This is a genomic window from Gemmatimonadota bacterium, from assembly GCA_022560615.1.
Classification (GTDB): domain Bacteria; phylum Gemmatimonadota; class Gemmatimonadetes; order Longimicrobiales; family Gaopeijiaceae; genus UBA1138.
This window is the reverse complement of sequence record JADFSR010000002.1, coordinates 131497-157409: the sequence shown is the minus strand read 5'-3', so window position 1 is coordinate 157409 and position 25913 is coordinate 131497. Positions and strand designations below refer to the sequence as shown.

Below are 25913 nucleotides of genomic sequence, written 5' to 3'. Positions count from 1 at the left end.
GCGGCCCACACCATCGTGGGGAGCGAGATAACCATGCCGGTCTTCACGCGTATTCGGGACGGGGTGCTCGTCGTGACCGTCGACGGCGACTACACCCCCGACGAATTGAGTCGCGTCGGTGAGCTGGGGCTCGCCTCCGACGACGTACCGAGCCCGGTGGCCGTCTTGCTCGACATGAGCGGTGCGGCCGGCCTCGAGAAGAAGTCGCCGGACGACCTCAGACGCACCGGCGAGTTCTTCGGGGAGCGACAGGAGATCCTGACCTGCGTGGCGGTTCTGACGGCGTCCGACGTCGCATACGGTCTGCTGGGCAGCGGGGGTGCTTTCGCCGCCTCGACTGGGATTCCAAGTCGACCCTTCCTCGACCGCGCAGAAGCGATCGAATGGCTGAGAGAAGGTGGGCTTACCTAGCCTGCCCGCGCCCAGTCCCACCCCACGGTGCCGCTTTCGTGGAGCGCTCGCACCATAACGGCACCACCGGTCAGGAGGCCCACGAGTCTCGCCGAGCTCTCGGTGACCTGCTCCGTTCTCCAACCCATGTCGGTCTGCCACCGGACCTCGTAGCCCGAGATGCCCGACTCGGGTGAGGTTTCCCAGGTGGCGACGCCGTCCGTGACCACAAGCCCATCGATCCGCGCGGGGCTCGATGCGAGCAGCATGAGCGTCGCCACCGTGGTCTTCGAGACCTCCGCGACGAGCTGCTGGTTGATCGTTTCGAGGCGATCGTGCGACTGGTGGTAGTGCGGGTTACCGAGCACGGGGTACGACCCGATACCGCCTACGATGTCCCCGTACACCTCGTAGTATGCCGCGGCGTCCGTGCTCTTGTAGTAGAGCGCATCGTACGTGATCAGGTCGGAAAACCGGATCGCCGCCGCGTGCTGTATGTCGCGGATTCCCGGGTTCGAGTACCGGATCGTGTTGTCGAGCCGGTGGTCGTTCGTCCACCCGATCATGTCGTTGTTGAGCGCGCCGACGATGTGCTTTCCACTCTCGATCGCGCGACGCACATACTCGCGGCTACCCCATAGGCCCGCCTCCTCGCCCGTGAAGAACGCGAGCTCGATCGTGGCAGGCATCGGGTGGCCCCTGAGCACTCGCGCCGCCTCGAGCAGGGCTGTCGCCCCCGACGAGTTGTCGTCGGCTCCGGGACTCCGCTCGACCGAGTCGAAGTGACTGCTCGCGACGTAGACGAGCTCGGGATCGACCGTGCCCGGAATCCTTGCTACCACATTCGCCGTGCGAATACCGCGCGCATCGAACCACTGCAGCTCGGGCTCGTACCCGAAGCCGCGGAGTGCGTCGGCGTAGTACTCGATCGCCAACGCGTTCCCCGGCTGTGTGATGTGCTTGGAGCCGAGGGCGTACACGTCGCGAGCGTATTCATAGATCCGCGCCACAGAGACCGCGTCCGCGACCGGTGCCACCTGTGCCGCGATCGGCGCGAACGCGGCTTCTCCCCGCTCCCTCAGGCTCAGCTCCGCCGCCAGACTCTCCTCGAGACGCGCGCGCACGTTCGCGACCGTGACCCTCGAGTCGCGATCGACCAGGTAGACGCCGCGCTCGGGGGAGACTGTATCGCCGTCACGCTCGGAGACGATCAGCACCTTGGATCCGTCCGGGCTCGTCGCCCATTCGTACTCGGGGGCGATCGTGCGGATCGTGTTGTTATGGAAGAGCTTGAGCGGTGGCCCACCATCCAGATCGTAGACGTACGAGCGCATATGCCGACCCTCGCCTTTGGACGACAGGATGTGACTATCGTCGAGCCATCGGGGGTTTCGGTCGTGCTGGATCTCGTTCGAGATCGGACGCGGCGGCGCGCTACCGTCGGTCGCCGCGACGTAGATCTCCCAGTCTTCGAACGGCTGGATCTGGTACGCGACGTGACGCCCGTCGGGTGACACGACGGCATTGGAGATGGGCAGATCGGTCTGAACTACGACTCGGGATGCGGATTCCGTGAGCCGTGGCTTCAGCGGGACGGCCACGATCTCGATCTCCTGGGCCCGCCGCATGAACGTGAGCATCGAGCCATCGGCTGAGACGCTGGGCGAAACGGCGCCGTCGAACGTCGAGAGGCCGCCGTCCACCATGTCCCGGACGGCGAGTCCCGCGCTCGTCTGATACACGACGTAGCGGCCCCCGGCCGCGACGATCAGCCCTCCCTTCGACCCATCCGAGACATCGATCGCCTCTGCCCCGCTGCCCTCGCCGACGCGGTAGACGCCGACGTCGTCGGGCCGGTCGTGCGGGCTCGCGAGCACGTAGAGCACGTGCGTGTCCGGCGCGAAGCGCATCGAAACGGGCGCCAACCCAGCCAGGTCGACCTCGATCGTTCGACCCTGAGACCGGACGATGAGCGTCGCCGCCTTGGACTCTTCCCAAGCGGTCGCCGCAGCCGCCTGCGCTCGGGCCGTCCGACCGGACGCCTGCGCCTGCCGGGCGCGAGCCTCACGAACCGCCGGCGTGATCTCCACCCGCAGATACGCGAGGGCGCCGCGGATCCCGAGAGCGACGCCGCTGGCCGACAGTGTCTCGACGACCGAAGCGCTGGAGAGATCGACCACCTTCGTGACCGTCGTCCCGTCCTCGACCACTTCGAAGATGCCCGTCGACCCATCCGGAGCGATCGCGACGCGGGTGCCGTCGACCGCAACCTCCGTCACCTCGTACAGCTCACCGGTAAGCAGGGCGATCTCCTCGACGTGCTCGGCGCCGTCGCGACTGTTCAGGACCTCCAAGTAGGCCCGGAGCGCTTCCGGATAATCGCCCCGGTCCCACGCCAGGAATCCCTCGCGCAGCGTGGGGTGCTCGGGCATCGGAGGTTCCTGTGCGAGCGAAGGCGACGCCGAGATCGCGAGCAAGGCTGCGAGTGCGGAAAGCCGTCTGGTCATCGATTACCTGTCGTGGAGAGCGGTGGCGCTAGCCGCAGGAAGCCGGGGGGCCGAAGTTATCCGTACCGGAGATCGAGGTACATCCCGTGACGGGTGTCAACGCCCCGCACGGACAACAGGCGAACGAGCAAGGGGGATCTTGGGATGAGGACACGCAAGCACTACGCCCTGCTGGGCGCGAGCCTGTTAGCGAACTGTGGAAGCGTTCAGGATGCCTCTCCGGGTACGATCGCGTTTACGAACGTCAACGTCATTCCGATGGACAGAGAGACCGTACTCGCGAACCACACGGTCGTGGTAGTCGACGGCGTGATCACCGAGGTCGGCCCATCGAACGACATCGTGGTCGGGAACGGAGCGACGGTCATCGACGGCACGGGGCGCTACCTCACACCCGGGCTCGCCGAAATGCACGCGCACGTACCTCCTGGCGACAACCCCCCACGCGAAGCCGTAGAGGACATCCTCTTCCTCTACATCGCGAACGGGGTGACCACGATCCGGGGCATGCTCGGCTCGGAGTACCAGATTCCGCTTGCCGATGAGCTCGAGCGCGGCGAAGCGTTCGGACCGAACTTCTACGTCGCTGCGCCGTCGATCAACGGGAACTCGGCGCCCGATGCCGCGACCGCGGAGCGGCTCGTGCGCACGCACAAGGAACAGGGCTACGACCTTCAGAAGATCCATCCAGGAGTCTCCCTGGAGACCTGGGACCACATGGTCGAGGTCGCCCAGGAGGTCGGGCTGACCTTCGGTGGTCACGTGCCGGCCGACGTTGGGCTGGTGCACGCCATCGAGACGGGCATGTCCACGATCGATCACCTCGACGGCTACGTGCAGGCCATCGCCTCCGACGACGTTGTGTCGCAAGTGAACGCGGGACAGACCAGCCTTGGCGGACTCGTGAACGGCGTCGACGAGGAGAAGCTCGAGCAAATCGTCCAGCTCTCGCTCGAGCACGACGTTTACGTGGTCCCCACGATGTATCTGTGGGAAAACCTGTACGGGGCCCCGGATGTCGTAGCGCTCCTGTCACAGCCCGAGATGCAGTATGTCTCGCAAGGGCAGCGGGACGCGTGGCGCCGACAGGCAGCCGGTGGGCCCCGAGGCACACCCGCGGAGCTTGAAGCGTTCTTCGCGCTGCGGAAACGGATCCTGAAGGATCTCTCCGACGCCGGCGTCGGCATCCTCATGGGTACCGACTCGCCCCAGATGTTCAACGTGCCGGGCTTCGCGCTCCACCGTGAACTGAGGGTGGTCGCCGAATCGGGGATGTCGAACTACGAGATCCTCAGGAGTGGAACCGCGTCCGTGGGCAGGTACGTGGCCGACCACCTGGGCCTCGACGGAAACTTCGGAACCATCGCGGTCGGCCAGCGCGCGGACCTGGTCCTGCTCGGCGCAAACCCGCTCGACGACCTCGACAACCTCACCGATCGAGTGGGTGTGATGGTCCGCGGGCGCTGGGTCACTCGGGCGGACATCGATGCCGGCCTCGCGGCGTTGGCGGAGAAGCACGCGGGGGACATGCCCTAGCAGACACGATCAGATCTCCTGCGGCGCGCGGTCCGGGAACGGCACCGGAGGAGGGGGCAACGGATACGCACCGGGAAAGTCCTGCTCGACTTCCTTTTGCTTGCCGCTCCACGTCTCGATATCGATCCGGTACACGGCGGTGCGCGCAAGCTCTTCGTCGGTGGTCGGCCGGTAGTCCTCGCCGGCCGCGAGGTGCGGCGCGTACTTGTCGAGCAAGCTCTGCAGCGCGGCTTTCGCCTCTACGACGTCCTCCACCACGACGCCGGTTCCGAACGCCACGACGCCGGCATATTCGACGCTGAACTCTAGCGCCTCCGGCGCCGGCAGCCGCCGCCCCATCGCGGCCGCGCTGAAGGCGACCTTCTCGCGGCCGTCGAAGTTGTCGCGGGTGCGTCCCGTCCGGTGCGTGTGCAGATAGATGCAGTGCTTGTCTTCGTCATATACGAAGAGGTTCGAATTCAGAAACGGTTGCCCGTCGTCTCCCACGGCTCCTCCTTTCCCCGGTCCCGCCTCCGTAGCGCGCTCCGTGCGTCATCATTTCCCGCGTTGCGCTCTCCGACGTTCTCGGTCACGCCGAGCCTTCCATGTAGTCGGTCAGATAGTCGCGAGCGATGAGCTTCCGGTGCCACAGCTCGTGTCCGGCGATGATCCATGGGAAGCTTCGGACTGTGAAGTCATGGTCATTCGCGACTCCGGCGCGTGCCCCCGCATCCGCATCGAAGGTGGAGAACAAACGCACGTTTGCGCGCCGTAGAGCGGACCACTCATCGGCGAGGTCGTCGAGGGGGCGCTCGTGCGCGTTGTTGCGTCCGCCCCACTCCTCCTGGTCCATTCCCGGCAACTCGGCACCGTCCTGGCGCGCGAAGGTGAGGGCCCGGAACGCGAAGACCCGCTCGGTATCGATGAGGTGCCCGATCACTTCGCGCACGGACCACTTCCCTTCTGCGTAGCGGAAGGTCTCCCTTTCCGCCGGGACGCTGCTTAGCAGCTCGAGGGTGGTTTCCATCTGGCCTCGGAGTGTGTCGACGATGTCCCCGTCCGGGACGAGGTCCGTGTACCGCTTGTAGTACTCGTCGTGCTCATGGACCTCGGGGCGCGGAAGGCTACTCATCGGATCGTCGCCATCGACGGCGCGCGCTCCCGTTGCAGACGCCGCGCAATCGTCTCAGCCTCGTTCATCACACGAAGGAGGTTCTCACCAGCCAGTTTGGCGAGGTCTTCCTCGCTCCAGCCGCGGCGCGACAACTCAGCGAAGAGCGCCGGAAACGTGGAGACGTCCTCGAGCCCGACCGGTGTGGAGCTGATCCCATCGAAGTCGGATCCGATGCCCACGTGGTCCACGCCCGCAAGGTTGGCGATGTGGTCGATGTGGTCTGCCACTTCGGCGATCGTCGCCTCATCGCCCTCGGACACGAACGACGGCACGAAGGTCACCATCACGACTCCCCCGTTGTCGGGCAGCCGGCGCAGAACTTGGTCAGGCACGTTGCGCGGGTGGTCCCAGAGACCACGGGCCGCAGCGTGCGACCAGATGACCGGGGCCGTCGCCACATCGAGCGCGTCGTTCATCGTAGTCGGCGCCGTATGGGAGAGATCGACGAGCATGCCCATGCGGTTCATCTCGCGCACGACTTCCTCACCGAACGTGGTGAGGCCACCGTGTAGCTGCTCCCCGTTCGCGGCATCGGCCCAATCGAGTGTGCCATTGTGGGTGAGCGTCATATAGCGCACGCCCATCCTGTAGAAGGCCCGGAGCGCTCCGAGCGAATTCTCGATCGCGTGGCCGCCTTCCATGCCGAGCATCGAGGCGATCTTGCCCGACGCGAAGATGCGCCGCACGTCGGACGCGTCCAGGGCGAGCTCGAAAACGTCGGGGTATTTGGCGATGATCTGGAGCGCGATGTCGATCTGCTCGAGCTGTACCTTCGCGGCGCCTTCCTCGGTGGAGCCGAAGGGAGTGTAGACCGACCAGAACTGCCCGCCGACCCTGCCTGCGCGCAAGCGTTCGATGTCGGTGTGGAACGGCGTGCGCCCACGCAGGTCGTGTGCGTCGGCTTCGACATCGTGCGGCGCGACCTGGCTCCTCCGGATCGCCCAGGGCAGGTCGTTGTGGCCGTCGATGAGAGGTGTTGAAGAGAGCACCCGCAGCGCCGTCGCCATGTGGGGATCCTGCTGCGCGAGGAGGGATCCCGCGGTCAGCGTCAGTGCCGCGAGCAGAAGTACCAAGGAACGTCTCATGGTCAGTCTCGGAAGCCGGTTCATGGTTGATTCGGAGCCGTACGATCGCTCGCACCGCTGTTCGGCGGCAAGGCTTTCGCCATCGGCCTAGAAGGCGGCCAGATTGCGGCGTCTCATTTCCAGAAAACGAGGTCCCGATGTCTGTCCGCTCCAGCACCTTACTTACACGGCTCGATGGAGGACATCACCTTCCGGCACCTCATGAACCCCGCGCGGGGGCGGTCGCTGAGGATGGCGACGGAGCCGACACCATGAATCGGAGGGAGTTCGTGCGTCTCGCCGGGGGCGGGGCGATCGCGCCGGAGCTTCTTCGTTCCGTGGAGTGGGACCGCCTAACCGGCACGCGAAGTCAGCCGCCGTGGCCCGGGTACGATGAGGCCTTCGTGGTCGACGCGCTGGCAGGTCCGATCCAGTTCAATATCCCTCAGGGGTCCCTTCCGCTCGGAGACAACGCGCTCGACCACGTGCGTAGATCGGGCATCACCGCCGTGAACCTCACCGTCAACGCGAGCGCTAGTGACGCCGGGAGCGCCTTCGACAACACGCGCAAGCGAATCGCGGATTGGACGCGCGAGATCGAAGCACATCCGGCGTCGCTCGCTGGGGTCCGCGCCGTTGCCGACCTGCGGGATGCGAAAGCGAGCCAACGGCTCGGCCTGATTCTCGGGTTCCAGGACACGGTGCCGGTCGAAGATGACCTGGGGCGCATCGACGAGTTCTACGACCTCGGCGTGCGCATCATCCAACTCACGTACAACATCGCGAACAAGATCGGCTCGGGCTGCCTCGCCCCAGACGATGGCGGGCTGAGCGAGCTCGGCGTCGAGGCCGTCTCGCGCATGGACGAAAGGCGAGTGCTGATCGACCTCTCCCATTGCGGGCCACATACGACGCTCGACGGCATTCGGGCCTCAGAACGCCCCGTCTCGATCACCCACTCGGGATGCACCGCTGTCTTCGATCACCCCCGCAACAAGGACGACGCAACGCTACGGCTACTCGCCGAACGGGGCGGCGTGGTGGGGATCTACCTGATGCCGTTTCTGAACCCGAGCGGCCCCCCGTCAGGCGCACACGTGCTGGCCCACATCGGACACGCGCTGAACGTGTGCGGCGAAGACCACGTGGGCATCGGGAGCGACCAGGGCATCGTCCCGCTCGACGTGAGCGGGGACTTCGCAGCCCGGTTCGAGGCTGTTTCTCGGCAGCGCGCCGCAGCCGGCATCGCAGCACCGCGCGAGGATACGATTCCGTACGTGCCCGATCTGAACCATCCACGTCGACTCGAAACGATCGCGGACCGGATGGCCGCGCGCGGGCACCCGAGCCGGGTGATCGAGAAGGTGCTCGGAGCCAATTTCATGAGGCTCTTCGAGGAAGTCTGCGGCTAACCGGGTGGCAGCTTCCGGGCGGGCGCTCCCCCCCTCGCCTGCTCATACGCGCTGATGTCGTCCTCGTACCGAAGCGTAAGACCGATTCGGTCCAGTCCTTCCATGAGGCACATACGCCTGAAATCGTCGATCTCGAACGCGGTGGTCAGGTCACTCCCGTCGGCCACCGTACGAGTCTCCAGACTCACGGTGAGCTCGTACGGTGCGTGCTCCACCGCTCTCGCGAGGATCACGTCGATTTCGTCAGCGCCGAGCGCGATCGCGGCGATGCCGTTTTGGTCCGCGTTCTCCCGGAAGATGTCCGCAAAGCTCGGCGCGAGTACCGTCCGGAAGCCGTAGTCCCGCAGCGCCCAAGCGGCGTGCTCCCGCGAGGATCCACACCCGAAGTTGCGGCGCGTTACGAGAATCGACGCGCCTGCGTACTCGGGACGATTGAGGGCGAAGTCGGGACGGGGTGACCCGTCTTCGGAATAACGCCAGTCGTTGAAGAGGAACCGGCCGTACCCGGCCTTTTCGATTCGTTTCAGGAACTGTTTCGGAATGATCTGGTCGGTATCGATGTCGGCGCGGTCGAGCGGCGCGACGATTCCGGTGTGGGTGCGGAACGGCTCCATCACGCACTCCAGTTCCGGGGGTCGGTGAAGTGGCCGGCAACGGCAGTAGCAGCAGCCGTCGCGGGGCTCACGAGATGCGTGCGACCGCCCCTGCCCTGGCGGCCCTCGAAGTTGCGGTTCGACGTCGAAGCGCAGCGCTGCCCCGGATCCAGCGTATCCGGATTCATGCCCAAGCACATCGAGCAGCCGGCCTCACGCCAATCGAACCCCGCTTCTCTGAAGACCTTGTCGAGTCCCTCCGCCTCGGCCTGTCGCTTCACCGCGGCAGATCCGGGGACGACCATCGCATGCACGCTCTCGTGCACGCGGCGTCCGGAAAGCACCGCGGCGGCCTCTCGCAGATCCTCGACGCGGCCGTTGGTGCAAGATCCGATGAAGACCCGGTCGATGCTGATCGCTTCCATCGGCGTTCCGGCCTCGAGGTCCATGTAGACGAGCGCTCGGCGCGCCCCTTCCCGGGCGTCCGCATCGTCGATCAGCTCCGGGTCCGGGACCGATCCGGAGATCGACACGACCATGCCGGGATTCGTGCCCCACGTCACCTGCGGCTCGAAGCCGCTCACGTCGAGCACGACGGAACGATCGAACGTGGCTCCCTCATCGGTGGCGAGCGCGCGCCACTCTGGGATGAGCGACTCGAGCTCCTCATCAGTCGGGCCCATTTCGCGGCCTCTCAGGTACTCCCACGTCGTCTCATCCGGGGCGATCAGACCAGCACGCGCGCCCGCCTCGATCGACATGTTGCACACGGTCATCCGCTCCTCCATCGAGAGCGCGGCAATGACCGGACCGGTGTACTCAATCACGTGGCCCGCCGCGCCGGACACCCCGACCCGACCGATGATGGTGAGGATGAGGTCTTTGGCGGTCACGCCGTCAGGGCGCACCCCCTCCAGTCGGACCTCCATGGAGCGGGGCCGACGCTGCGGAATGCACTGCGTCGCGAACACGTGCTCCACCTCCGACGTGCCGATGCCGAACGACAGCGCCCCGAACGCGCCATGAGTCGACGTATGACTGTCGCCGCAGACGATGACCATGCCCGGTCGGGTGAGTCCGAGCTCAGGTCCGATGACGTGCACGATGCCCTGCCGCGGGTCGTCCACGTCCAGCAGGCGTATTCCGAAGCGGCCCGCGTTTTGACGCAGCGTGTCCATCTGCCGGCGGGCGACTAGATCGAGCACCGGAAGAGCGCGGTCCGTCGTAGGTACGTTGTGATCGACGGTCGCGATCGTCAGATCGGGCCGACGAACCGAGCGTCTCGCCGCGGCGAGGCCCTCGAAGGCCTGGGGCGAAGTGACCTCGTGAACGAGGTGCAAGTCCACGTACAGGAGATCCGGTTCTCCCTCACCCACCCGCACTAGGCTGCCGGCCCACACCTTGTCGAGCAGCGTGCGCGGGGAGCCTCCCGCTCCGGTAATGCTCACGTAATCAGCTCCTGGCCGTAGGCGGAGGCGAACCCCGCCAGCACCCGCGTGACAGCCGCCGTGACCTCCGGCCCGATACCGTCACCCGGCGGCGCAACCACTAAACACCCCATTGGTTCGCGGTACTCTCCAGGTGCGCTTCCTCCAGGACGCGCGCGGCGGCAGCCTTGTTCACAGCGTGCAAATATGCCAGGGCAGCCGCGTGCACAACGTCCGTGTGGGCGCCGCGCCCGGTGAACGTGTGCGCGTCGATCCGTGCATGAATCGAGACCTCTCCCACCGCGTCCCGTCCCGGTGTGGCGGAGCGGACGGTCAGATCGTCCAGGACGACCCGGAAGTCGAGCACCGATTCCATCGCCGCGAACGCGGCCATGATGGGGCCGTCACCGGAGCCGCTCGACTCCAAGCGAAGATCGTTGTCGGTTTCGATGACGACACTCGCCTGCGACACGTCGCCGCCACAGCGCACCTCGAGCGACGTGAGCCGGAACGCTTCCTTGACGTCCTCCATCACGCCGTGGTGCAGGATCGAGATCAGATCCTCGTCGAGCACGGTCTTCTTCCGTTGGGCGAGTGCCTTCAAATCCTCGGTGACGCGGTCCAGGTCCGCCCGCGTGAGCGTGTATCCGAGCGCCTCGTAGCGCGCCTCGACGCCGTGTCGACCGGAGTGCTTGCCGAGCACGAGCTCGGTACCCGGAGCGCCCACCAGCTCCGGAGTCATGATCTCGTACGTCCTCGGATCGCTCAGCACGCCATGCTGATGGATGCCGGCCTCGTGCGCGAACGCGTTTCGACCCACGATCGCTTTGTTGGGCTGCGGTTCGATTCCCGTCAGGTGCGCGAGCAGCCGGCTGGTTCGGTAGAGCCGCTCCGTGTTCACACCGGTCTCGTGTCCCAGCTCGTCGGCACGCACATGGAGGGCCATCACGATCTCCTCCAGCGCGGCGTTTCCCGCGCGCTCACCGATGCCATTCACGGTGCACTCGACCTGGCGGGCGCCCGCGGCGACTGCGGCAAGCGAGTTTGCGACGGCAAGGCCAAGGTCGTCGTGGCAGTGCGCGCTCAGGACCTGATCCGCGAGTCCCGGCACGCGCGCGAGTAGGGTGCCGAACATTCGGGACATCTCCGGGGGCATCGCGTAGCCCACCGTGTCGGGAATGTTGATGGTCGTGGCACCTGCCGAGACTGCCACCTCGATGACCTCGCAAAGGAAGTCGATGTCCGTCCGTGTGGCATCCTCGGCACTGAACTCCACGTCATCCATGAACGTTCGAGCGTAGGTGACAGCCTCCCCGGCACGCTCGATGCACTCTTCGCGCGAGATCCCAAGCTTGCGATCCAGGTGTATGTCCGACGTCGCGATGAAGGTGTGGATGCGCGCCTGCTGCGCCCGTTCGAGCACCTCAGCCGCCGCCTCGATGTCGCCGCGCGTGGTACGCGCGAGCGCCGTAATCACCGCCCCCGGCACCTCCACGGCGATCGCGCGGATCGATGCGGCGTCTTCCGGAGAGCTCGCCGCGAACCCAGCCTCGATCACGTCCACACCCAGGTCCACGATCTCGTGGGCCATCCTCAGCTTCTCCGCTGCGGTCAAAGTCGCGCCGGGTGACTGCTCCCCGTCTCGTAGCGTCGTGTCGAACACCGTGATGCGTGCCATCTGTCATTTCCGTTGAGGTGCGAAAATGAGGTGCGAAAAAAGCGGCGGGCCCTCCCCTGAGTGGAGAGGGCCCGCCGCCGCTCGGTTCGTTTTCGGTTCCGGCTATCCCGTACGAACGGCTGGCGCCCTCTCAGCAAACTCGTTAAAGAGCCCGATAAGTCGGAGCGAGCCGAGTAGGAGGAGGTTGAACGCCAGAATGTCGATCATCTGATCACCGAAGAGTGGCCCGGCGCTCCTGTTTGCAAGCCGCCGGTCGACTGAACCTAGTCTCGGCATTGTTACCGCCATCGCTGAGGGCCGTCAAGGGCCAATTGCCCCGTCCGGCCGCCACGCGGGGAACGTACCGAGCTCACGGACCACTGCCCCAAGCTGCCGTGCGTCTTCTGACGCATGGCTCGCATCCTCGGGATCTGCGTGGGTGAACTCGAGAATGAAACGATATGTCCAGGGCGACTCTCCGGGTCGTGACGCAACGTGCGTGAGGTCCAGGCCGCGGTCCACGAAGACACCGAGGAGCGCGTGTAGCGAACCGGGACGGTTTGGGACTTCAGCTACCCAGGCGGTCTTGAGCGGCAAGCGATCAGGGGCCTCGCCGACAGGGGACCGTTCGCCGATCGAGGCGTTGCCCGCGCCTTCGGAGGTCAGGAGAAAGAATCGCGTCTGGTTGTCGTCGCGGTCCTGAAGCTGCGTCCGTAGGACGTCGAGGCCGTAGCGCACGCCCGCAGCGCGCGAGGCGATAGCCGCCACAGTCGGCACCCCTGCGCTGGCGACCTCCTTGGCCGCGCCCGCCGTGTCGTACACGGCCTGCTCCAGGATGTCCGGGTGTGAGGCGAAGAAGCCTCGACACTGCGAGAGCGCTACGGGGTGGGAGCGCACTTCCTCCACGGAGTGGAGCGATGCGCCCGGCACACCGAGCAGGCAGTGCCGAATCGGGATGGCGACTTCGCCGACCACTCGGGTACCTCCTCCTGCCAAGACGTCGTACGCGGCCGCCACCGTGCCCGCCAGGGTGTTCTCTACGGGCAACACACCGGCATCGACAGTACCCTGCTCGACGGAGCGTACGACGGCGTCGAAACTCTGACACGGAACCGGATCGGCCTCGGGCACCAGCTCGTAAACGGCCTCCTCACTGAAGGCGCCGAGCTCGCCCTGGAAGCCTACTCGCTTGGAGCTAGGCAACTTGGAGCTAGGCAAGAGGACGCCTCAGAACGCCTTCCCGGCAATAGTCGATGACCGCCCAGAAGATCTGGCGTACCCCCTCCTCGGGAATTCCCTCAGCGCGTGCGACGTCGCCGGCTCTTCGGACGATTTCAGCCTCGCGCCTCGGGTCGAGCGGCAGCATGCCCATGTTCCTCTTCAGCGTGCCTACTTCCTCCGCGAGACGAAGTCGAGTGGCCAACGCTGTGACGAGGTAGCTGTCGACTCGATCAATCTGCTCGCGTAGCGACATCAGCGGTTCAGGACCGGCCTGCACGATGGGCCGGGATCGCTCCATGGTCTTGGTGTCCATTTCACTGCTCCATACGCGGAAAAAATGTGAAAAAACGTGGAAAAACGAATGGGGGAAATACAAAGGGCCCTCTCCACGAGTGGGAGAGGGCCCCGGGCCGAAGCCTCGGATACTCGGTGGCTACATCACAGTCTACACGTGCGCACACACCTCTCCCGCCAAGTGGTGAGGCCCATAAATCGGGCGACGTGCGAATGCGTGACGGTCGTGGTCATCGCTTCCGAAGATTCGAGTTTCCCGAACGCTGATCGTGGCGGGGCCGGAGGTTCGAGTCAAGCCTACCCGTCCTCCGAGGCAGTCGGCTGCGCCTCGAGCAGCTTCTGATCGAACAGCTGAGCGTTCTTCAGCCGATGCACCTCCGACGTCAGGACTTCGACCTGCTCCATGAGATCTTCCATCTTCGCTCGGTTCTCCGAAGAGTTGGTGAAGCCGGACGCGCGCAGTTCCCGCGCGAGCGTCTCGATGAACGGCTTGCCGCCCCAGGCGCAGCATCATGATGACGGTCAAGCCCGTGATCGGGACGAGCACCACCATCACACCGAAGATCGGTATCAGTACCTCGATGCCCATTACCTGCCTCCCATGATTCGTTCAATCTCCTCGACCGTACGAGGTGCACTCGCAGAGAGGTTCTCGTACCCGTCCTCGGTGACGAGGATCACGTCCTCGATCATGATCGCGATGTCGAGCTCGGGGGCGTACAACTTCGGTTCGACGGTAAACACCATGCCGGGCTCGAGCGGTGTGCTGTAGTCACGCCCGTCGGTCGCCTCGAGACCGACGTGGTGACCGATGTCCCGCACACCTAGACCGGCGACTGCCGTGTACCTCGTCAGGCCCTTCCCCTGGGTGAGGTAGTGCGTCGGCGACGGCATCAGGCCCCACACGCGGTCGGCGCCCATGCGGTCGATGTCCTCGTTCGCCTCCAGCCCGTGATTCTGGTAGACGGTGGCGGCCGCCCGGATCACTTCGAGAATCGTCCCGCCGGGTCGGACCGCAGCGATCGCGGCCTGCTGAGCCTCGAGCACGATTTCGTAGAGGCGCCGCTGCTCGTCGGTGAAGCGGCCCGAAACCGGAAAGGTCCGACAGATGTCCGAACCGTACATCGCCCATTCGGCTGCGCCGTAGTCGATGAACACCAGGTCCCCATCCTGCATGACCCGATTCACCGAGTTGTAGTTCTCCGAACGGATCGTGAACAGTGAGACGGCGTCGGGGCCCGAAGCGACGATCGGGACGAAAGCCGCGCGCGGTGACCCGCTGCGCTTCCACGCCCACTCCATGATGCCCGCAACCTCGAGATCGTTCATGCCCGGCTCGATCCTGCGCATGGCTTCGAGCAGGCCCTGAGCGCTGACCTCGGCGGCGCGCCTGAGCGCATCGATCTCGTAACTGTCCTTGATGACGCGCATACGTTCGATCGCCGGTGTCGCGTCCTGCAACACCCGGCCTCCGAGCGACTCGGAGACGGAAGCCTCGAGCTGTTGCCGGAGCGTGAGCGGAGCGTCTAGGCCCGGCGGCGCGTACAGGCTCGCCGTCTCCTTGGCGAAGAACACCTCCCCCGCAGTCGCAGTGACCGCGCGCAACTCCGCGGCGAAGTCGTCGAGTGGGTACGTCTCCGCAATACCGGTCGCTGCTTCCGCGAACTCACCCGGTTCGAGCCGACGGATCAGCCGGTTCCAAGCCGCGTCGAGCAGGCGCGGGTCCTGAAACGAGTACTGCGCACCCGCGAACTCACGGTGTGCCGGTAGGAAGAGCTGGTCCCGGACCCCACCCTCACCGTCCGGCGAGATCACGAGGATCGCATAAGGGGACTCCACCCCGGTCAGATAGAAGAAGTTCGGCTCCTGCTTTTTTTCTCCACCGGCCCGGATCATGTACTCGGACGGGACGATGACCGGCGATTGCAGCAGATCGAGGAGTCGGGCGCGCCTCTCGGCGTATACCTCGGGGGGAAACGCGACGTCGGATTGGGCGGCGACGTGCGAGGCACCCATCACGGCGCTTCCTACCAGCAGGACCAACGCCGCTCGTACAGAAGGGTCGGGGCTACGGATCATCGGCTTCAGACCTGGTTGGTGTGTGCTCGACCTTTGCTCATTCCCTAGTCCGGCCCTAGTCCGGGCGACGCAACCCGAGTCCCTTGATCTTCCGATGCAGTGTGCGGTCGGAAACGCCGAGTAGCTCAGAGGCGCGGCCTTGATGCCACCCAGTTCGCTCGAGCGCCCGCTCGATCGCCACCGCTTCGAGGCGCTCGAGGTTCAACGACGGCAGTTGCGCCGCCGCAGGAGCCTCTTCCCCCGACCCGGCTTCGGGGTCCAAGAGGGACGAGCCCAGATCGGTCGCCCGGATCGTCGTGCCGTGACACAAGAGCGCGGCCCGCTCGATAACGTTGCGGAGCTCTCGAGCGTTGCCGGGCCACGAATAGTTCTCCAGCATGGCCACCGCGTCAGCGGCGATCGTCCAGTCCTCGGCATCGCTCGGCCTGACCTCGGCGAGGAAGTGAAGCGCGAGCACCGAGATGTCGCCAGGGCGATCTCTGAGCGGAGGCAGCTCGAGCACGATCGCGTTGATCCGGTAAAAGAGGTCGCCCCGGAACGCCCCTTCGTCGACCAGCCTTTGCAGCGGACGGTTCGTAGCGGACACCAGCCGAAAGTTCGTAGGCAACTCCTTCACCCCTCCGACACGCCGAAACACCTTGGACTCGAGGACCCTCAGCAGCTTCGCCTGGAGGGACAATTCGAGATCCCCGACCTCGTCCAGGAAAAGGGTGCCACCGTGGCTGAGCTCGATCAGGCCCATCTTCCTCGAGATCGCACCTGTGAACGCTCCCTTCTCGTGTCCGAACAGCTCGGACTCAGCGAGGGACTCGGCAACCGCCGCGCAGTTGAGCGCGACGAGTGGCTCGGCGTGCCGTCCCGAAAGCCGGTGAAGTTCGCGCGCAATGAGCTCCTTCCCCGTTCCCGACTCCCCGACGATGAGCACCGAGACGTCGGAGGGCGCGATCCGCGCCACCAATTGGAGCAGGTCCTTCACCTGCTGGTCTTCCGTCACGATGCGCACGCCCCCGGCGTCGCGGGTGACGACCGCCTCCAGCCGCTCCGTCCTCGAAAAGACTCGTTGCGCGCGCGCCGCCTTCCATACGACCGTGATCAGTCGGTCCCGATCGACGGGCTTCTCGAGGAAATCGAAAGCGCCGAGTTTCATCGCTCGGGTCGCAGTCTCGACCGTGCCTCGCCCTGACACGAAGACCACCTGTGGCCGGCTGGGGTCACCAGCCACGGCCTCCAAGACCTCGAGACCGTCGAGGCCGGGCATGCTCAGGTCGAGAAGCGCAACGTCGAAGAGCTGTTCGCGGAGCGCCGTGAGCGCGCTCCGGCCGTCGGCCACGGTGGTCACGACATGGCGCGCGCCCTCCGCATGCTGGAGGAGTTGCTCGATGAGTACACGCTGGTCTTCTTCGTCGTCGGCGACCAAGACCGAGATGAGGGGCTCGTCGGACTGGGACATGCTCCAACTCTCTCCTCCACCCGCGCCACCCGCAATGGGTCAAGCAAAAAAAACCCCGCGGAGTGATCCGCGGGGCCCGGCGGGGCCACCCTCTAAGGGGGGGGCGTGGCACCACCGTATGGGGGCATTCGGGTTGCGGGGCCGCACCCTGGGGGGGTGTTCGCTTCGCTTTCGCTCGTCTTCCGGCGGTAGCCGAGGAGGACCCGCAAGCCGTCTGCACCTCAGTTGGCCGCTATATAAGGCAAAGCCAATGCCAAACTCGTATTGATGCCGTAACTCGTTATACAGAAACGCATTACAGAGACTACACCCCGAAACAGGAGCGTAGTCCGCACAGGACAAGTTGGCCGATTCGGACGTAGTGGCCGGACAGATTGTCCGGAGCGCGCTAGATCAGTCGGCCCCTGCCGTGAGCCTGGAGCTGCGCGAACGCCGAAAGAGAAGATGCCGCAGGCCGGCGTGTTCGATCTCGCCATCCGGGAGGAAGGAGCATTTCTCCAAGACACGGCGTGAGGCGAGGTTGGTCGGCAGCGTGAACCCGACGAGGGATTCCAGCCGCACCTCGTTGAACGCGACGCGAACCACTTCACGAGCGATCTCGGTCGCGACTCCACGGCCCCAAAGGCTAGGGGCAACGCCGTAGAACAGCTCCACCATCGGACCCGAACCAATATCCAGACTGCGCAGCCCGGCACGCGCCACGAAGGTGCCATTCTCGGGGTCCCGAAACACCCAGGTCCCGAAGCCGTGTTCCTCCCAATGCGCGAGGTGACGATCGAAGAGCTCGGAGGACTCAGCCGCAAGCCAGACTCTGCCGTCCGCCGACAGCGTCGACATCACCGTGGGGTCGGCGTAGAAGCTCTGGAAGTCTGGGAGATCGTGTGCCTGGATCCGGCTGGCGACGAAACGATCGGTACGGAAGAGGTCCGGGACGTCAGGCAATGGCTCGCTTCCGGGCACGGTTCACAGAGAACACAACTAGTCGTGTATCGGATGCCGTGTTACATCGTGCACGCAAGCCGCCGGTGCGACAAGGGGAGATGTGACCCGGATACCTGCGCGTGCCGCAGACCGGTTGGACCTAACCTCCCTGACGCCAAACATGTCTCCAGCTCCAGCCAAGACGATGACGACCCAGTCCCGACTCCCCTCGATGCTCGCCGTCGGTGCCATCACGTGCGGAGTGGCGTTGGCCTGCTGCGCACATCTCCAGGCGCAGGAGTTCAGCCCGCCCGATCCCTCTAGCATCGACGCCGGAGAGGTGCACCGCATCATCTCAGTGCTCGCCGACGACGACATGCGCGGCAGGCGGGCCTTCACCGAGGACGCGGAACGGGCGGCGGCGTTTCTGGCACGTGAATTCGAGGCTGCCGGACTCGAACCGCTCGGGGGCCTGCAGAGTTATCTCCAGCACTTCGCCGTGTACTCGCTCCAGACCGAGTCGTCTCGGGTCGTCGTCGATGGGGTGACACTAGGAGCGGACCAGGTCATGGTTCGGGCGGCCGAGGCTTCTCTGAGCTGGTCCACGGGTGATGCCCCGGTCGTGGTGGTGGGCCCGGAGGACAGCCCCCAAGAAAAGGTCTTCCCCTTACTTCAGGGCGGCGGGAATGCGCTGGTGCTCATGCACCCTCAGCACCAGGGCATGTTCACCAACCTGGCTCGCTTTTTCGGCGGCGCGAGCCGAAGCCTGGAGGCGGGGGCCGGCGGCGCGCTGGTCCTCGCCCTGGTGGACGCCTCCGCGGACGCCACCTACGAGGTCGAGGCGTCCGCAACGATCAGGGAGGAGCCTCTGATGAACGTCGTCGGCATGATCCCCGGCCGACGCAACGATGAGTTCGTCCTATTTTCGGCCCACTATGACCACATCGGCATCCGTCCGCCCGTGGACGGCGACTCGATCGCGAACGGCGCGAACGATGACGCCTCTGGCACCACTGCGGTCGTGATCCTGGCCCGCTACTTCGCCCAGCGCGGTACGCCAGAGCGGACGCTGCTCTTCGCAGCGTTCACGGCGGAGGAAGGCGGCGGCTACGGATCGAGGTACTTCTCGACGCAGCTCGACCCGGACCAGGTCGTCGCAATGTTCAATATCGAGATGATAGGGAAGCCCGCCGTCGAAGGTCCGAACACCGCATGGATCACGGGTTTCGAGCGCTCCAGCTTCGGGGAGCTCCTTCAGGAGGCGGTGGCGGGCACCGAGTACTCTTTCTATCCGGATCCGTACCCGGACCAGAACCTCTTCTATCGGTCCGACAACGCGACGCTCGCCCGGCTCGGGGTGCCGGCGCACTCCATCTCGACCACACCGATCGATGTGGACCGCGACTACCACCGGGTGAGCGACCACGTCGAGACGTTGGACATGGCGCACCTGACCAACACCATCCGTGCCATCGCCATGGGTGCCGAGCGCATCGTCGCGGGGGACGCCACGCCCACGCGAGTGGACCCTGCCACGGTGAATTGAAGGCGCGCTACCTCTCAGGGCTATCGCGATGTTGGCGCTCAGCTGATCGGCCTCGGCGCCGCGCGTTCGAACGCAACCGATCCGCCGACCACCGGCAACTCGATCGTCGTACCTTCCAGATCGACCGTGAGCTCCGTGCCGGGTTGCGGCCAGAGGGTGAACTCGCGATCGCTCGAAAAGATCATCAGCCCGATGCGCTGACCGGCAGGAATCACCTGGTCATCCGGCTGGAGGTCGAACTCCAGCTCGACGAATTCACCCGAAACGAGCGGCGCGCTCGCGCGCAGCGACTCCGAGTTCTGCGGGTCGGCCCAACCGCGTGTGATGATGTTGTCCGTGATCGCACCGTCCTCCGCCCAAGGCAGGGAGACCAGCCAAACGGAGAGATTGGCCGCGGGCCGATTCGCCGCTACGCGGATCTTCACCGAGGCGAGGCCCGACAGGTGGACCGCTTCGGTGAGCTCGGGCGTCGCGTACAAGAGTCGGTGCGTGGACCGCTCTGCGCTCGCGAGGGCGGCGCCGTCGAAAGCGACGTCGTCGACCAGCTCGGCGTGCCCTTGACTTACGCCCGGCTCCATCGACAGTGAGCCCACTCCCGTCCCATCCCCGGCCAAATAGAGACGGACACCGGCCGCGTCGGGGTGGGGATAGTCCGGGTACGGCGTCGGGTCGGTGGCCTCGTCTCCCTCGCGCACGATCCACGCCTTGGGGTCCTGCTCCACGCCGTTCTCCACGCCGTACAGATATCGGGTAAACCACCGATTCATCCGCTCGAGCGGCGGTGGGCCACCGTGACCACCCTGGTGATAGAAAATCTGCACGGGCACGCCGCGCTCCTTGAGCGCCTGCGAGATCCGGTAGCTGTGCTCGGGCATGACGTTCCAATCGTTGAAGCCGTGCGCCATGAGCAGCGCGGCCTTCACTCCGTCGATGTGATTCAGATAGTCCCGCTCCGCCCAGAAGTCGTTGTAGTCACCCGTCTTCCGGTCTTGGCTGGCGTTCATGTCCCCCTCACGGACGGTGCGAATGCAGTAGTCGCGCCGATTGGGGTTGCCGCTGTGGATGAAGTCGAAGAGCACGTCGACGTCCTCGCCGAGATATCCACCCGGCGAACGAACGAGTCCGTACGAGCGGTAGTAGTGGTAGTAGGAAGTGTTCGGCGAAATCGGGATGATCGCTTCCAACCCGTCCACCCCGGTCGTCGCCGCCGCGAGCGTCAGCGTGCCGCTGTAGGACGTGCCGGTCATTCCCACCTTGCCGCTCGACCACTCGGCGGTCACCTCGTCACCGCCGTCTACCGACGTGAAGCCGCGAGCCCGCCCGTTGAGCCAGTCGATTACCGCCTTGGGCGCCAGCGACTCGTTCTCGCCGCCGACGGTCGGGCATCCTTGGGACTGCCCGGTCCCCGGCGACTGGGAGTGAACTACCGCGAAGCCGCGCGGCACCCATGTAGCGACGTGGGAATTCGAGATGACCGGCTGCTCAGCGAGGTGCCGGATGCTCGGCATAGGCGTCCGCACCGGTGACTCTTCGCCCACTTCCTGCCTGACGTCCCAGAAGTACTGGGGGTTCGCACCGCCCACGCCCGAGTAGTAGGGGCTCGACTCGTAGACGACCGGTACGCGGAGACCCTCGGTGTCGGTCTGAATCGGGCGCGTGACATCGACATGCACTCGGTCGAGCTGGCCGTCCCCGTCCGAGTCGAACGAAGTCTCGACCCATAGGTCGTGGCGGATCCACTGCGACGAGTCGGAGAAGGCCGGCACGACCTGAGCCTGGCCGTCGATGAAGATCGGGACGGTCTGGGTGGGGCCTCGCACGACCTCGCCACCCTTCATGACCAGAACGACGTCGCGCAGCGCGCCGATGTCCGTGGCGGGGTTGCCCTGCACCGCGACCAGGTCGGCCAGAAGCCCGGGCGCGATCCTCCCTCGGTCATCGAGCTCGAAGATGTCGGCGTTTCCGGACGTAGCCGCCCGCAGCGCCGCAAGCGGCGTCATGCCATACTCCACCATCAGCTCCAACTCCCGCACGTTGTCCCCGTGCGGGTAGACGCCGACGTCACCGCCAAAGCACATGTGAACGCCCGATCTCAGGGCGAGGGCAAACGATGCCCTTTTCCTGTGGAGGCGCTCTGGCTCTGGGTCCACGCCTTTGCGCCAACCGCCGTACTGGCTGATAGCGTCCCCTGCGGCGAGCGTGGGGCAGAATCCGACGCCCTGCTCGGCCATGAGAGCAAAGATCTCGGGCGTCCCGCCATCACCGTGTTCGATGGTTCGCACGCCGGCGCGTATCGCCCGCACCATCCCCTCGGGGGTGGATGCATGTGCGGCGACCCGCCGGCCCGAGCTCTCCGCGACCTCCACCACGAGCCGCAGCTCCTGCTCGGTATAGGTCGGCCGCGCCTGACCGTTCGGGCCCCAACGATAGTCCGCATAGACCTTCACCCAGTCGGCCCCCCGACCGATCTGATCCCGCGTCGCGCGTATCAGGTCATCGTGCCCGTCGGCCTCCTCGGCTCCCTTCGGGAAGCGCCACTCTGGCGCTCCCTTCGGGTTGTAGCTGCCCGTCGCGACCAGAGCCGGTCCGGCCACGAGCATGCGGGGTCCAGGCACCACACCCTTTTCTATGGCCTGCTTGAGCCCGACGTCCGCGTATCCGGCTCCTTCGCTGCCGAGGTCGCGGACGGTGGTTACGCCGGCCATGAGCGTGGCGCGCGCGTGCACCGTGGCGCGAGCGACGCGTTCCGCGTGGGACTCGAGCAGCACCTGGTCCGTCCAGGACGTCTCGTTGTAGGGGTGGAGGAGGAGGTGACTGTGCCCCTCGATGAGGCCAGGCACGAGCGTCGTACCGCTCAGCACGATCTCCGCCGCACCGGCCGGGGTCGCGACCGAGGGTCCCACCTCCACGATGCGCCCGCCCTGTACGAGCACCGACCAGCCCTCATGGAGCTGCTCACCGTCGAAGAGACGGTCCGGGCGCAGGACAACGGCTTGCTGCGCCTCGAGCGCTGTGGAAACAGCCAGAGTGGCGAGAAGTACGACGATGGGCCGACGCATGGCGTCTCCTTGTGATCTTGCTGAGAAAATGATCTTGCTGAGCAAATGATCTTGCAGTGAAAGGCGAGCCGGGAAAGTGACGCCAACGACGGCGATCGGGCCAGCGGGCACCATGGCGCGATAACGCTACCGCAAAAGACTGGCGAACGACGCCGGTGCGCCGTAACAATGGCGCCCCATGTGGCGCAACCTCCTATTACTCCACCGCTATCTCGGAATCGCGGTCGGTCTCGTCGTCGCGGCCTGGTGCCTGTCCGGCGTCGTCATGATGTACGTTCCCTACCCGGAACTCGGCAGAAGCGAAGAGCTGCGCGCGCTCGACCCGCTGAACCTGGATGGCTGCTGTACGACGGCGCGCGGCTCTGGGTCTCCCGATCTCCTGGTGTCCCTCGAAGTCATCGATCACTTCGTGCTGGAGATGTCCGCGGATCGTCTGGTTGTGCGTCTCGTCACGCACGAGCAGGGCGCGCACCATATCGACCTGACCGAAGGCGAGGTCATTCGCAACGTCTCCGTGGAGCGGGCCGAACAGATTGCCCTGGCCTTCGGGCAGCGACTCGAGCTCGGCGGCGAGGTGGAGTACCGGGGTGCGATCGAACGGGACCAGTGGACCGTTCAATCGATGTACCACCCTCATCGTCCGTTGTACCACTTCGCCGCTGGGGACGACGCGTCGACGGAGTGGTATGTGTCGAGCAAGACCGGCCAGGTGGTACTGGTGACGACTGGAAGCCAGCGTTTTTGGAACCGACTAGGGGCCGTCGTCCACTGGCTCTATCCCACCATCCTCCGCCAGCATGCGGCAGCGTGGAATCAGACAGTCGTCTGGGTATCAGTGCTGGGACTGTTCCTGACTCTGACCGGCGTTGTCGTCGGGATAGGGCAACTACGAATCCGTACGAGCGGCCGCCGATCACCGTACCGCGGGTTGGCCCTGTGGCATCACTATGCTGGGTTGATCTTCGGACTGCTCACGCTGACCTGGCTCTTCAGCGGGCTGATGTCGATGAACCCCTGGGGCGCTCTGGAGGGCCGTAGCTACCGGGCCGAGCGCAGCCGGCTGCAAGGTCCGGGATTGAGCGGGCAGCAGCTTCGTGACTACATGACGTCCCTGAGGGGTCTCACGCTTCCCGAGCATACCGTTCGCCTGGAGGGCTCTGTCTTCCTCGGGCGACCCTACTTGCTGGCATGGAGTGCGGACGGCTCCGCTACCCGCCTGAGTGCCGAGTCGTTTCGGCCGGAGGAGCTGGCAGAAGCGGATTTTCGGGAGGCGGCGCGCAGCTTGCGCCCCGACGCGTACATCGCCGATGAGGGTTGGCTGCTTCAGGAAGACGCCTACTACTACAGCCACCACAACGAGCGTGATTTTCCCGTCTATCGCGTGCGCTACGAAGATGGAGAACATTTATACCTCGATGCCGTGAGTGGTGCGTTCCTCCACGGTGCGGACCAGGGTCGACGCAGGTATCGATGGTTCTTCAGCGCCCTGCACAGTGGCGATTTTTCCCCGCTACTTCGGTCCCGGCCGCTGTGGGACGTAGTCATGCTGCTTCTGCTGAGCGGTGTGACCGTGGGAGCGGTGTCAGGCGTCGTGCTGGCGAAACGTCGCTTGTTTGGCTCCCGTCGCTAAGCGCCGGCACCCTCCGGGAATAGGCGCCTCAGTCCTTCACCGCTGGCGCTGCACACGCCCCGCTCGGTAATCAGCCCGGTCACCAGGTGCCGGGGTGTGACGTCGAAACCGTAGTTCGCGGCTCGGGTGTGCTCCGGCGCGATCCGCACGGCGCCAACCACGTCGTCAGGCCCCAAGCCACGCACGCTGATGACCTCCGCGGCATCGCGCTGCTCGATGGGGATGAGCGAGGCGTCTTCGGTCTGCCAGTCGATGCTCGGCGACGGCACCGCGACGTAGAAGGGCACGTCGTTGTCCGCCGCCGCGAGAGCCAGAGGATACGTACCGATCTTGTTCGTCACGTCTCCGGAAGCGGTGGTCCGGTCCGTGCCCACGATCACGACGTCGACTTCACCCTTGCGCATGAGGTGCGCGGCGGCGCTGTCGGGGATGAGCGTATGCGGGACACCGTGCTGCCCGAGCTCCCATGCGGTGAGCGCCGCGCCCTGGAGGCGGGGCCTCGTCTCGTCGACCCACACGTGGACGTCCAGCCCGTCGTCGTAGGCCCTGTACATGGGAGCAGTGGCGGTTCCCCAATCGACGGTGGCGAGCCAGCCGGCATTGCAGTGCGTAAGGATGTTCAGCGGGCGTCCCGTCGTGCCGGCCCCGAGCTCGCGGAGTACTGCGAGACCGTGGCCGCCAATGGCCCGGTTCAACTCGACATCCTCATCGCTCAGCGATGCAGCGGCTCGGTACGCCGCATCCGCACGCCCCTCGGGGGAGAGTTCCCGGACAGCCTCGCCCACACGATGCAACGCCCACCGGAGGTTCACCGCTGTCGGCCGCGTCGCTGAGAGCCGTTCAACGGCGTCCTCGAGCGATGCATCGGAGGGGTCGGCTCGCATGGCTAGTGCGACTCCATACGCCGCGGCAGCGCCGATGAGCGGTGCGCCGCGGACGACCATGGTCCGGATCGCCCGCACCACGTCATCCGCGGACTCCAGTCGGAGGAGCTGGAACCGGTGTGGAAGCACCGTCTGGTCGATGACGCGGACACCCCACCCGTCCTCGTCCACAAAGATCGTGCGGTACGGAACGCCCCCGACCTTCACGGTTCCACCGGTCCCTCGTGTACCGGCTCAGGACGATCACGTTCGCGCTCGACCACGCACACGAACCCGAGACAGTCTGTGTCGTGTGCTTCGAATCGGTGCACCTCGTGGGGAGCCACGTAGACCACGTCCAAGGGACGAATCTCCTCGATATGGTCTCCGAGCCGCACCGTGCCGCGCCCTTTCACCACCATGACGGCGTGCGCATGAGCGTGTCGCTCCAGAGAGGAATAACCGCCCGGCGCAACCTCGAAGTACCTCACCTCGAAGGCCAGGTCGGGCTCGGCGCCCCGACCACCCAAGAGGGTGTGGCGGACCACGCCGAAAAACGGGCCTTCTCCGTCCTTGTAGCGCCGTGCGTCAATGCCGGCCCACCCGGCATCCGTGGCATGGATCACCCGAGACCCGCTCACGACCGCGCACCGGAAGGCGTCGCGGCCAGCGCAGCCTCCACCAGGCGGCGCGTGGCCCCGAACAGGTCGTCCTGCGCCAGCAGACTTCCGCCGATGAGGAGCATCGTATCCGGCCCGTACCGCTCGAGCCACGAGCCGGCGTCGGCGTCGTCGACCCCGCCCGCGGGAGCTGGCGCAGCCGCACGATGGCGACCGAGCGGGGCACGTAGTCGCGCGTTGATGGCCTCGCACTCCTCGACGGGCCATGCGAAGCGTCCGCCCGCGTTCACGTACACGACGATGTCGGCACCGGCTACGCGATACAGGGTGCCGTAGAGCACGTCCGGAGCGATTCCCTCGCCCCTGCCCGGAGCGGCCTGGCTATGCGTCGGATGCGCCATGATCGCGAGCGGACGAGGGCCGCTCGCGATGGTGCGCATGACGTCGAGACCCATCAAGCTCGGGCACACCATGACGCCCGAACACCCCAC

The 25913-nt window shown here is 65.7% G+C and carries 20 protein-coding genes and 1 pseudogene; 5 read left to right on the top strand and 16 right to left on the bottom strand.

Translation table 11 applies throughout. The features are described from left to right. The first annotated feature begins 33 nt into the window (after nucleotides 1–33). Nucleotides 34–411 (top strand): hypothetical protein, encoded by a 378-nt coding sequence (locus IIB36_02460; GenBank protein MCH7530606.1) that lies wholly within the window; start codon nucleotides 34–36, stop codon nucleotides 409–411. On the opposite strand, the gene IIB36_02455 is transcribed toward IIB36_02460, so the two are convergent. Beyond that, the gene (locus tag IIB36_02455; protein MCH7530605.1) at nucleotides 408–2897 is read right to left on the bottom strand and encodes a M28 family peptidase; all 2490 of its coding nucleotides are present in this window, start codon (nucleotides 2895–2897) and stop codon (nucleotides 408–410) included. The genes IIB36_02460 and IIB36_02455 overlap by 4 nt on opposite strands. A gap of 144 nt (nucleotides 2898–3041) precedes the next feature. Here IIB36_02455 and IIB36_02450 point away from each other — a divergent pair, with 144 nt between their 5' ends. Then, entirely contained in the window at nucleotides 3042–4433 is a 1392-nt protein-coding gene (locus IIB36_02450) for an amidohydrolase family protein (GenBank protein MCH7530604.1), read from the top strand. Nucleotides 4434–4442: 9 nt separating this feature from the next. On the opposite strand, the gene IIB36_02445 is transcribed toward IIB36_02450, so the two are convergent. From IIB36_02445 to IIB36_02435, 3 genes are all read right to left on the bottom strand, one after another. Further along, the gene (locus IIB36_02445) at nucleotides 4443–4919 is read right to left on the bottom strand and encodes a pyridoxamine 5'-phosphate oxidase family protein (GenBank protein ID MCH7530603.1); all 477 of its coding nucleotides are present in this window, start codon (nucleotides 4917–4919) and stop codon (nucleotides 4443–4445) included. A gap of 82 nt (nucleotides 4920–5001) precedes the next feature. After that, entirely contained in the window at nucleotides 5002–5544 is a 543-nt protein-coding gene (locus tag IIB36_02440; GenBank protein MCH7530602.1) for a DinB family protein, read from the bottom strand. Then, on the bottom strand, nucleotides 5541–6671 hold the full coding sequence (locus tag IIB36_02435) for a dipeptidase (protein ID MCH7530601.1): 1131 nt from the start codon (nucleotides 6669–6671) through the stop codon (nucleotides 5541–5543). Before IIB36_02435 ends, IIB36_02440 begins: the two co-directional genes overlap by 4 nt. Nucleotides 6672–6922: 251 nt before the next feature. Between IIB36_02435 and IIB36_02430 the strand changes: the two genes are divergently transcribed. Beyond that, nucleotides 6923–8062, top strand: coding sequence for a membrane dipeptidase (locus IIB36_02430; protein MCH7530600.1), 1140 nt, complete (start codon nucleotides 6923–6925; stop codon nucleotides 8060–8062). Here the strand turns inward: IIB36_02430 and leuD are convergent. The 8 genes from leuD to IIB36_02390 form a co-directional block, all read right to left on the bottom strand. After that, a complete protein-coding gene (gene leuD / locus IIB36_02425) occupies nucleotides 8059–8676 on the bottom strand; it encodes a 3-isopropylmalate dehydratase small subunit (protein ID MCH7530599.1) in 618 nt (205 codons plus the stop codon). The genes IIB36_02430 and leuD overlap by 4 nt on opposite strands. After that, entirely contained in the window at nucleotides 8676–10097 is a 1422-nt protein-coding gene (gene leuC, locus IIB36_02420) for a 3-isopropylmalate dehydratase large subunit (protein MCH7530598.1), read from the bottom strand. Before leuC ends, leuD begins: the two co-directional genes overlap by 1 nt. A gap of 106 nt (nucleotides 10098–10203) precedes the next feature. Continuing rightward, nucleotides 10204–11760 carry a 2-isopropylmalate synthase gene (locus tag IIB36_02415; protein MCH7530597.1) on the bottom strand — a complete coding sequence of 519 codons (1557 nt, stop codon included), beginning with the start codon at nucleotides 11758–11760 and terminating at the stop codon, nucleotides 10204–10206. 300 nt (nucleotides 11761–12060) lie between these two features. Further along, nucleotides 12061–12957 (bottom strand): ACT domain-containing protein, encoded by an 897-nt coding sequence (locus tag IIB36_02410; protein MCH7530596.1) that lies wholly within the window; start codon nucleotides 12955–12957, stop codon nucleotides 12061–12063. Then, nucleotides 12950–13273: a chorismate mutase gene (locus IIB36_02405; GenBank protein ID MCH7530595.1), complete on the bottom strand. Its 324-nt coding sequence runs from the start codon at nucleotides 13271–13273 to the stop codon at nucleotides 12950–12952. Before IIB36_02405 ends, IIB36_02410 begins: the two co-directional genes overlap by 8 nt. A gap of 569 nt (nucleotides 13274–13842) precedes the next feature. Continuing rightward, complete coding sequence (locus IIB36_02400) at nucleotides 13843–15333, bottom strand: aminopeptidase P family protein (GenBank protein ID MCH7530594.1); 1491 nt, start codon at nucleotides 15331–15333, stop codon at nucleotides 13843–13845. Between the two features lie 55 nt (nucleotides 15334–15388). After that, entirely contained in the window at nucleotides 15389–16783 is a 1395-nt protein-coding gene (locus tag IIB36_02395) for a sigma-54-dependent Fis family transcriptional regulator (protein MCH7530593.1), read from the bottom strand. A 393-nt stretch (nucleotides 16784–17176) separates the two neighbouring features. Next, the gene (locus tag IIB36_02390) at nucleotides 17177–17725 is read right to left on the bottom strand and encodes a GNAT family N-acetyltransferase (protein ID MCH7530592.1); all 549 of its coding nucleotides are present in this window, start codon (nucleotides 17723–17725) and stop codon (nucleotides 17177–17179) included. Nucleotides 17726–17885: 160 nt separating this feature from the next. On the opposite strand from IIB36_02390, the gene IIB36_02385 reads away from it, so the two are divergent. Continuing rightward, nucleotides 17886–19250, top strand: a complete 1365-nt coding sequence (locus IIB36_02385; protein MCH7530591.1) for a M20/M25/M40 family metallo-hydrolase — start codon at nucleotides 17886–17888, stop codon at nucleotides 19248–19250. A gap of 38 nt (nucleotides 19251–19288) precedes the next feature. On the opposite strand, the gene IIB36_02380 is transcribed toward IIB36_02385, so the two are convergent. Beyond that, entirely contained in the window at nucleotides 19289–21088 is a 1800-nt protein-coding gene (locus IIB36_02380) for a Xaa-Pro dipeptidyl-peptidase (protein MCH7530590.1), read from the bottom strand. Further along, a pseudogene (locus tag IIB36_02375) lies at nucleotides 21068–22309 on the bottom strand (amidohydrolase family protein). The gene IIB36_02380 and the pseudogene IIB36_02375 overlap by 21 nt, the downstream one beginning before the upstream one ends. 178 nt (nucleotides 22310–22487) lie before the next feature. Between IIB36_02375 and IIB36_02370 the strand changes: the two are divergent. Then, nucleotides 22488–23939, top strand: a complete 1452-nt coding sequence (locus IIB36_02370) for a peptidase (GenBank protein ID MCH7530589.1) — start codon at nucleotides 22488–22490, stop codon at nucleotides 23937–23939. Here IIB36_02370 and mtnA read toward each other — a convergent pair. After that, nucleotides 23936–25030: an S-methyl-5-thioribose-1-phosphate isomerase gene (gene mtnA / locus IIB36_02365; GenBank protein MCH7530588.1), complete on the bottom strand. Its 1095-nt coding sequence runs from the start codon at nucleotides 25028–25030 to the stop codon at nucleotides 23936–23938. The two genes, IIB36_02370 and mtnA, sit on opposite strands and share 4 nt — an antisense overlap. After that, on the bottom strand, nucleotides 25027–25689 hold the full coding sequence (locus IIB36_02360; GenBank protein MCH7530587.1) for a cupin domain-containing protein: 663 nt from the start codon (nucleotides 25687–25689) through the stop codon (nucleotides 25027–25029). The genes mtnA and IIB36_02360 overlap by 4 nt, the downstream gene beginning before the upstream one ends. Nucleotides 25690–25913: the final 224 nt, after the last annotated feature.

Bases quoted from the DNA above. Each gene is read 5' to 3' on its own strand.
- IIB36_02460 (MCH7530606.1), top strand. From the start codon at position 34: ATGCCGGTCTTCACGCGTATTCGGGACGGGGTGCTCGTCGTGACCGTC.
- IIB36_02455 (MCH7530605.1), bottom strand. From the start codon at position 2,897: ATGACCAGACGGCTTTCCGCACTCGCAGCCTTGCTCGCGATCTCGGCG.
- IIB36_02450 (MCH7530604.1), top strand. From the start codon at position 3,042: ATGAGGACACGCAAGCACTACGCCCTGCTGGGCGCGAGCCTGTTAGCG.
- IIB36_02440 (MCH7530602.1), bottom strand. From the start codon at position 5,544: ATGAGTAGCCTTCCGCGCCCCGAGGTCCATGAGCACGACGAGTACTAC.
- IIB36_02435 (MCH7530601.1), bottom strand. From the start codon at position 6,671: ATGAGACGTTCCTTGGTACTTCTGCTCGCGGCACTGACGCTGACCGCG.
- IIB36_02430 (MCH7530600.1), top strand. From the start codon at position 6,923: ATGAATCGGAGGGAGTTCGTGCGTCTCGCCGGGGGCGGGGCGATCGCG.
- leuD (MCH7530599.1), bottom strand. From the start codon at position 8,676: ATGGAGCCGTTCCGCACCCACACCGGAATCGTCGCGCCGCTCGACCGC.
- IIB36_02415 (MCH7530597.1), bottom strand. From the start codon at position 11,760: ATGGCACGCATCACGGTGTTCGACACGACGCTACGAGACGGGGAGCAG.
- IIB36_02405 (MCH7530595.1), bottom strand. From the start codon at position 13,273: ATGGACACCAAGACCATGGAGCGATCCCGGCCCATCGTGCAGGCCGGT.
- IIB36_02400 (MCH7530594.1), bottom strand. From the start codon at position 15,333: ATGATCCGTAGCCCCGACCCTTCTGTACGAGCGGCGTTGGTCCTGCTG.
- IIB36_02395 (MCH7530593.1), bottom strand. From the start codon at position 16,783: ATGTCCCAGTCCGACGAGCCCCTCATCTCGGTCTTGGTCGCCGACGAC.
- IIB36_02385 (MCH7530591.1), top strand. From the start codon at position 17,886: ATGTCTCCAGCTCCAGCCAAGACGATGACGACCCAGTCCCGACTCCCC.
- IIB36_02380 (MCH7530590.1), bottom strand. From the start codon at position 21,088: ATGAAGGGTGGCGAGGTCGTGCGAGGCCCCACCCAGACCGTCCCGATC.
- IIB36_02370 (MCH7530589.1), top strand. From the start codon at position 22,488: ATGTGGCGCAACCTCCTATTACTCCACCGCTATCTCGGAATCGCGGTC.
- IIB36_02360 (MCH7530587.1), bottom strand. From the start codon at position 25,689: ATGGCCCGTCGAGGAGTGCGAGGCCATCAACGCGCGACTACGTGCCCC.